Here is a 6,950-nt window from a genome sequence, read left to right as displayed (position 1 = left end):
GCCATCGGTGAGCGCGAAACCGCCGGTACTGGTGAAGCTTCCCAGGGTCGCAATGGCATTGCCCGCACTGTTCAGCGTGGTGGCGGCACCCGAACCGCCGGTCAGTGTAGCCGCCGCCATCGTGCCGCCAGTCTGGGTAATCGCCCCACTCGCTGTCAGCGACAACAGCGTGCTGCCCGTCACCGACCCGGCAGTCTGCGAAATGCCACCCCCGATGGACGGGTCCGTACCGGCCACCAACGTTACGCTCGGCGCCCTGATCGTGCCCGACAGCGTCATCCCGAAGCTGCTCTGCAACGCGATCGAGGCGCCGTCGGTCACGGTGCCGGTCACCGACAGCGCCCCGGTGTTTGTCAGCGAGAAGCCCGTCGTCGTGGTGAAGTCGGCCAGCGTGGTGATCGAAGCCTGCGGCAGCGTGGCCGAGTTGGCACTGCCCGTCAGCGTCGTCGCTGTCACCGTGCCACCCGAGCCTTCGGTCACAGCACCATTCGACGCGAGCGACAAGGTCGTTGCGGTGACGTCGCTGTTCAGCGCGATCCCGCCCGGCGCCGACAGCGTCACCGCCGTCCCAACAACCGGCGAACTCAATGTCAAAGCACCTGCCCGCGTCGTCAGTCCGAGGGTGCTTCCGCTGGTCAATGCGCCATCCACGGTCAGCGCGCCTGCATTCGTGATCTGCAGCGCGCCTACTGTCGTCAGCGGTCCAAGATCGGTGAGGCTCGCCGCAGTAAGGCTGAGACTATTCGCGTTACCCAACAGGCTTGCCGCCGTCACCGTGCCACCAGTTTGCGTGACGTCCCCGGTGGCGAGGGTCAAACTCGTGCCCGCTGTCAACGAACCACCGGTTAACTGGACAGTGCCGGGCACATTCAGAGCGACCGCGCCGGCGGCGCCAATGGTGCCGCCGCTCTGGGTGAACGCCGCCGAACCGATCGTCAATCCCGCCGTGGACGTCACCGACCCAGCGCTGACCACTGCGGTTCCACCGCTACCCAATGTCACGCCGGCACCGGATAGTGTGCCCGTGGATGTCAGCGTCGAGCCTGATAGTGCCAGCGCCCCCGCGGCCTTCACCGTGTTGCTGGCCGTCAACGCCTTCGTGCTCGTAACCGACAGCCCACCGGTGGTGGTGACAAACCCGGTCAATGTCGCAGCGGCGTTACCCGCACCCAAAGTATCGATTGCCCCAGACACGGCCAGAGAACTGGTTTGTCCTACGAGGTCGCCAACTGTAAGCATCGCCCCCGCCCCGTTGGTCACAGCTTTGGTGCTCTGCAACTGCAGCGTTGTGGCGTGGCCAGTCAGATCGATCGCTTCACCGGCATTGCCGATATTGACCGCGCTCGTCACCGTCGGCCCGCCGATGATCAACGTCGACGTATTGATCGTGTTCAAGAACGCCTGAGACAATGACAACGCGTTCGGGTTCGCCGCCGACGTGCCAATCAGCTCGATCGGTCGCCCGCCGCCCAGCGGCGACAATGCGACCGAACTTGCAGGGGCGCTGATGGTGGAGGTCGGGCTGCTAATGCCCATCTGGTCGGCAACCAGCATAATGGTGCCCGACGTCGTCAGATTACCAATCGACAATGTGGCAGCATCCGTCAACGCGAACGGGCCAGCCGTGACCCCGAACGTCCCGATTGCGTTGATCTGGTTAGTCGTGCTGTTGAACGACGCGCCCGTTGTGGCAGTTCCGCTCAGCAGTGTCGTGGTGATCGCGTTGCCCATAGCTTGGGTGATCGACGGCGCGACCAAGTTCAATGTCCCAGCGCTCACCGGGCCTGCCACGGACAGCCCCTGGGTCGTGTTGAGCGACATGGCGCCGAACACAGCGGAACCGAGCAGACTGGACACCGCATTGGCGTCGTTCAGGGTGGCGAATCCGCCACTCACCGCCAGCGTTGTCGCCGTGATGCTTCCGGCGGTCTGCTTGATGCCGCCATCCACGCTCGGGCTTCGGCCGCCCGACGTGCTGTCGATCGAAACATTTCTGCCGATGACATTCGCGGCCAGTGTCATGTCCATTCCGGCCGTCGCAGAGGACAGCGTGACATCCGCCTTGCCACCGCCTGCCACCACTGGCGCACTCACCAGCAATCCGACACCGGTGTGGAAAAAGAGCGCACCAGTTGTGGTGAACCCGGCCAACTCGGTGATAAAATTGTCGGTGGTGGGCAGGTTCAGCGTGCCAGCGTTGCCGCTGATGGTGTCGACATTCAGTACGCCGGCAGCCCCCTGCGTCACGTCGCCCGTGGTGTTGATGACCAGCGATGCGGCGTTCATGGTGCCGCCGAGGCTCATGCCAGCCGCACCGGCGTTGAACGTCATAGCGCCAGTCGCATTCACGACTGAGGCCGCCGTCTGCGTCAGCGCGCCGGTGGTGTTGATTGCCAGCGACGCGCCCGTCAAAGCCCCCCCAAGGTTGACCCCGTTCGTGCCGGCATTCAGCGCCAGCGCGCCATCCGTCGACAGATTACCCTGGATACTGAGCATGCCTGTCGGGAAGAGCGTCGTGCTGGAGGGGGAGGCGGCCGTTAGCGTGATGCCGCCGGGCGCCGTGAGTGTAGTGCCCGTCATTACGGTCAGATCATTGCCCGCTTCCAGCGTCAATGTCTGGGTGCCGGTTAGCGTGACGGAGGCTTTTACCGTCAAGTTGTGGATGGCCTGTAGTTCGACGTTGCCGGTCAGCCCCTCAATCGAGGTAGCGGTAACGGTGGCAGCGGGCGAGCCCATGGTCATACCGCCCATGGAATAAGTCACGTTCGGAGCCTTGTTGCCGGGCAACAGACTGCCCGTGCGGGCGTTCACGATGTCCAGGTCATACGGATCTAGCACGATCGAACCGAGCGAACCGTGCGTCGCCGAGGTGTTAGCCGTGCCAGTAAGGTCGAACCCCTTCTCGCCAGAGAGCTCGATCATGCCGCCGTTGCCGCTTTGCTTGCCGCCACGCGCGGTGAGTTTGCCGGCGATCTCCGTTTCCTGCGTGCTGAGCACAGTCACGCGGCCACCGTTACCATTGGCTCTGGCATCGGCGGAGATCCGCGCCCCGGCGGCGATGGCGGTTCGGCCCGATGTGCCGGCCGGCGCGGCCCCGGTGCCCCGTGCGCGGATGAGGGTGGTGCCGAGCGCGATCGTGCCGCCGCCTGCCATGCCTGAAGCACTGATATGCGCGCCGCCCGCTACCGATGTGGTGTGGCTGGCCATGACGACGACATCACCACCGGTGCTACCCGGCGCCTTGCCATCGGCTGCGAGGCGGCCCTCCACCACGACGGAACCGCCAGTGCCGGTGATCTCGATACGGCCGGTGCGATCGCCCACGCTATTGGCCTGGATATGCCCGCCGGCGCGCACCAGGTTTTGTACAACGCCATCCGCGGCTTTCGCGGTGAGTTGCACCACCCCGCCATCGGCGATGATCGTGCCGGTATTGGTGACCAGCGCTGTCACCGGCTTGCCGTCTGGCCCCCGCGGGGCCTGCTTCACCTGGCCGGTCACGTCGATCGATACGAGGCCGTCGCCGTACATATCCAGCGTGTGCATCTGCGCGCCGGCCAGCACGACCTGGCCTAATTTTGCGTTGATCACGCCGGAGTTGACAACGCTCGGTGCCACGAGTGCTGCCAGCCCGGCCTGTTTAACCGTGATGGTGCCGCGGTTTTCGACCCGCGCATCCGGGTGCGCGGCCTTGTCGAACACCATGCGGCCGGCCATGAAATTCCGGTTCGTGATGCCGGGCGCGCTCACGATCACGCTTTGCGCGTTCACCTGCGCACCCTGGTAGAACGTGACGCCGGATGGATTGGTAAGGATAATCTGGCCGTTGGCGTTAATCGTGCCGGCGATGGCCGATGGATCCGGCCCGGTGACGCGGTTCAGCGTGACGGACGTGGCACTCGGCTGCTTGAAAGTGACGCTTTGCTGGCTGCCGACGTCGAAGCTGCGCCAATCAATGGCGGCCCGGCTGCTCGATTGCGTGATGGTGGTGGTGGCGGTGCTCTGTGCGATGGCGGCGGCGCCGGCGACCACCTGGCCACCCTGCGGCCGCGCACTCGGCGCCGGCTGGGCCACAGCGCGCAACGAGGCGGCTGGCAATGATAGGACAAGCAACGCAGACGCCTGCAACGCAGTGCTGCGCAACAGCGCGCCACGGTTGCGCCGCAACGTCCCAACGATCCTTACTGCCGGCCGAGCCATACCCTGCTGCCCCCCGCGTCTAGAACCGTGTCAGCAGACGCCAATATGCGGCGTCGGCCTTCAGCGGCACCACCACCCCCGCGGTGCCGGATGGCAGCCGGGTGTTGCGGATCACGCCCTCAATGTCGAACTCGGTATAGCGCGTTATATTTGTTCTGACACCGATTCCTTCGGATGACAGACGAATGTTCGGATCCTGGCGCTGATTCTCCCAGGTCTTGCCGCGGTCGTAGAAGGCGTAGAACTGCGACGCGATTGGAATGGTGTGGCCGAACAGGCTCAGATCGATGCCTGTATTCAGCTGCAGTTCGATCGAGCCATCCACGGCGTTGTCGCCCGTCACCTCGCCGGAATAGAAGCCGCGGTTGATGTCGGTGCCGCCCATGAAGAACTTTTCCGCGGGGGGCAGCACGTCGCCGGTGCCCTGGCCCAGGAACCGCGTCTTGACTGCGACGCTGGCGCCGGGCCAAGGGCTGAACAGGGTTTGCGTGCGTGACAGTTCGATCGCGACCTTCGTGAAATCCGCACGCTCGTTCTGGCGGCCCGGCGTCGCGTTATGATTGCCGGTGCCGCCCAGGAACGGCATTCCCTGTGATGCGCGGAAGCTGGCGAAATTGACGGCCGGGCGATCGCCGCCGAGCAGGATGTCATTCAGCGCATATTCCGCGCCCAGCCGCCCGATGCGAAGGGAATCGCGGCTGGCCCGGATTTCCTGGCCCTGCGCGCCGGTGGCCGTACGCACCTCCGTCTCCACCGCGTCCAAATTCATCACCACGTTCAGCGTCTGCTCGCGGGATCGGATGGCGGGATAGATGCCGGCGATGCCGAAGGTGGTGGTGTAGCCCTCATACCCAATGGTGCGCAGGAAGTCGGACGGGTTCGCCTGGCCGTAGCCGCCATAAATACGGACGTGCAGGCCCGAGTCACCGACGAAAAAATCGGTCGAGGCCTGGCCGAAATTCTGCGTGTTGCCGTTGGTATGGTACAGCGACACTTCGGTCCGCTCACCAAACTGGGTGAAGCTGTTGGCATCCAGCACCAGCAGCCCCTCTTGCGGCCCGGTTTGTCGGAAGGCGCGGTTATCCACCGTCAGCAGCCCGCTCACCGCCTGGCGCTGCACTTGCGCCACCAGCGTCAGCGCACCCGGATCGTCCGTGGAGGGGCGGAGCACGGCATTCAACGTCACGCCGGGCACGTCCTGCGCCAACAGCAGCCAGCGTTCCAGCGTAGCGTTGTCGATCGGCGTCTGCGTGGTCAGGTGGTTGAGGAACCGCAGCACCTGCACGCCCGCCGGGCCGATATCGCCATCCAGCCGGACGGCGGCGATATGCCCCTCGATCACGTTGAACCGGAGTTGCCCGGTGGGTGTGACAGTGGCGCTCACCGTCGTCAGCACATAGCCATCGCCCCGATACAGCGAAAGCAGGGCGGCGCGCGCCTGCTCGATCTTTTCCACCGAGACCGCCGGGCCGGTGAGGCCGGCGGTGAACGGCGCCAACCGGGCCGCCGGATAGGCTGTCGCGCCCTCCACCGTTGCGCTGTTGATGGCGACATTGCCGGCTGGGACGTTACTGGGGGCGACCGGCGCCGTCAGCCCCGGCGCAGGCGGCGCCGTCGCCGGTGCGGAGGGCGGCAGAATACGCGGGATCGGAGAGCCTTGCGGCACTTCGTTCCCCGTAAACGGCGCACCTGGGCGTTGCGCCGCCGCCGGTTGCACGCTCAGCAGCGCGGCGACGACCGCCGCCGCGCTGCCGGTCAGCCACCGCTCAAACCGCACTCTGTCTCGGTCGTCGATCTTCACGAACACACCGCATCATCGCTTCGGGCAACAGGTATCGCAACGACTTCGCAACGGCTACCTTTTTGCGTCGTGTCACTCCCATTCCCCGCCAGCGGTGGCGATATCGCAACACAACGCGCTATGTCATTCAATTGACAGGATAGTTTGAAGCCGGGGATGCTCGCAATGCGTTACTTGTTCATACATCGACACTTTCCGGGACAGTTTCTATCTATACTGCGCCACCTCTCGGTGCAGTCTGGAAACCACATCGTCTTCGTGTCGGAAAGCAACGAGAATCACATACCTGGCATTTACCGCTGCTCCTACTCATTCAATGCTACCTCACTTCGAACTCATTTCGACTCACGTGATTTTGATACTGCAATGCGTCGTGCCGTCGCGGTGGAGGAGGTGTGCCGAGGGGTGAAGGCGGCGGGGTTCGATCCCGACATCATCATCGGGCACGAGGGCTGGGGCGAGTTGCTGAACGTCGACCAGGTTTGGCCAGGCGTTCCTCGGATCGGCTATCGGGAGTATTTCTACCATCTGGACGGAGCAGATGTCGGCTGTGACCCGGAATTCCCCGTGCCGCCTGGACTGGTCGCGCGCATACGGGCGAAGAACGCCAGCCTTATGCTGGCTTTGCACAGTGGCTACGCCGGGATAACACCGACGCAGTGGCAGCGTTCGCTGTACCCGGTCTGGGCGCAACCCGCGATCACGGTCATACCGGACGGCGTGGATCTGGCGGCGTGCCAGCCCAACCCCCGGTGTCGGACCGAACCGTTCCAGTTGGGCGCGCTCGTGATCCCGCCGAAGGCTCGGCTGGTCACATTCGTCGCGCGTGACCTCGAGCCCTATCGCGGCTTTCACACCCTGATGCGCGCCTTGCCCACGATCATGGCCCGACAGGATGTCCACGTCGCGTGCCTGGGCGGAGACGGGGCGGTTTACGGAGCCCCGCCCG

General features: G+C 64.7%; 2 protein-coding genes and 1 pseudogene. 1 reads left to right on the top strand and 2 read right to left on the bottom strand.

Going from position 1 to position 6,950, the window contains the following annotated elements:
* Positions 1-4,167, bottom strand: a 4,167-nt coding sequence (locus GSQ76_RS24115; RefSeq protein ID WP_158746654.1) for a filamentous hemagglutinin N-terminal domain-containing protein, incomplete at its 3' end; no start/stop codon positions are given.
* Between the two features lie 52 nt (positions 4,168-4,219).
* On the bottom strand, positions 4,220-6,001 hold the full coding sequence (locus GSQ76_RS24110; protein WP_158746653.1) for a ShlB/FhaC/HecB family hemolysin secretion/activation protein: 1,782 nt from the start codon (positions 5,999-6,001) through the stop codon (positions 4,220-4,222).
* A 156-nt stretch (positions 6,002-6,157) separates the two neighbouring features.
* On the opposite strand from GSQ76_RS24110, the pseudogene GSQ76_RS24105 reads away from it, so the two are divergent.
* Positions 6,158-6,950, top strand: a pseudogene (locus tag GSQ76_RS24105) (glycosyl transferase); the annotation flags it as partial.

The sequence above is a fragment of the Acidisphaera sp. L21 genome, from assembly GCF_009765685.1.
Classification (GTDB): Bacteria; Pseudomonadota; Alphaproteobacteria; order Acetobacterales; family Acetobacteraceae; genus LMUY01.
Note: the sequence above shows the minus strand (reverse complement) of the source record. Positions and strands in the feature narration are given on the sequence as shown.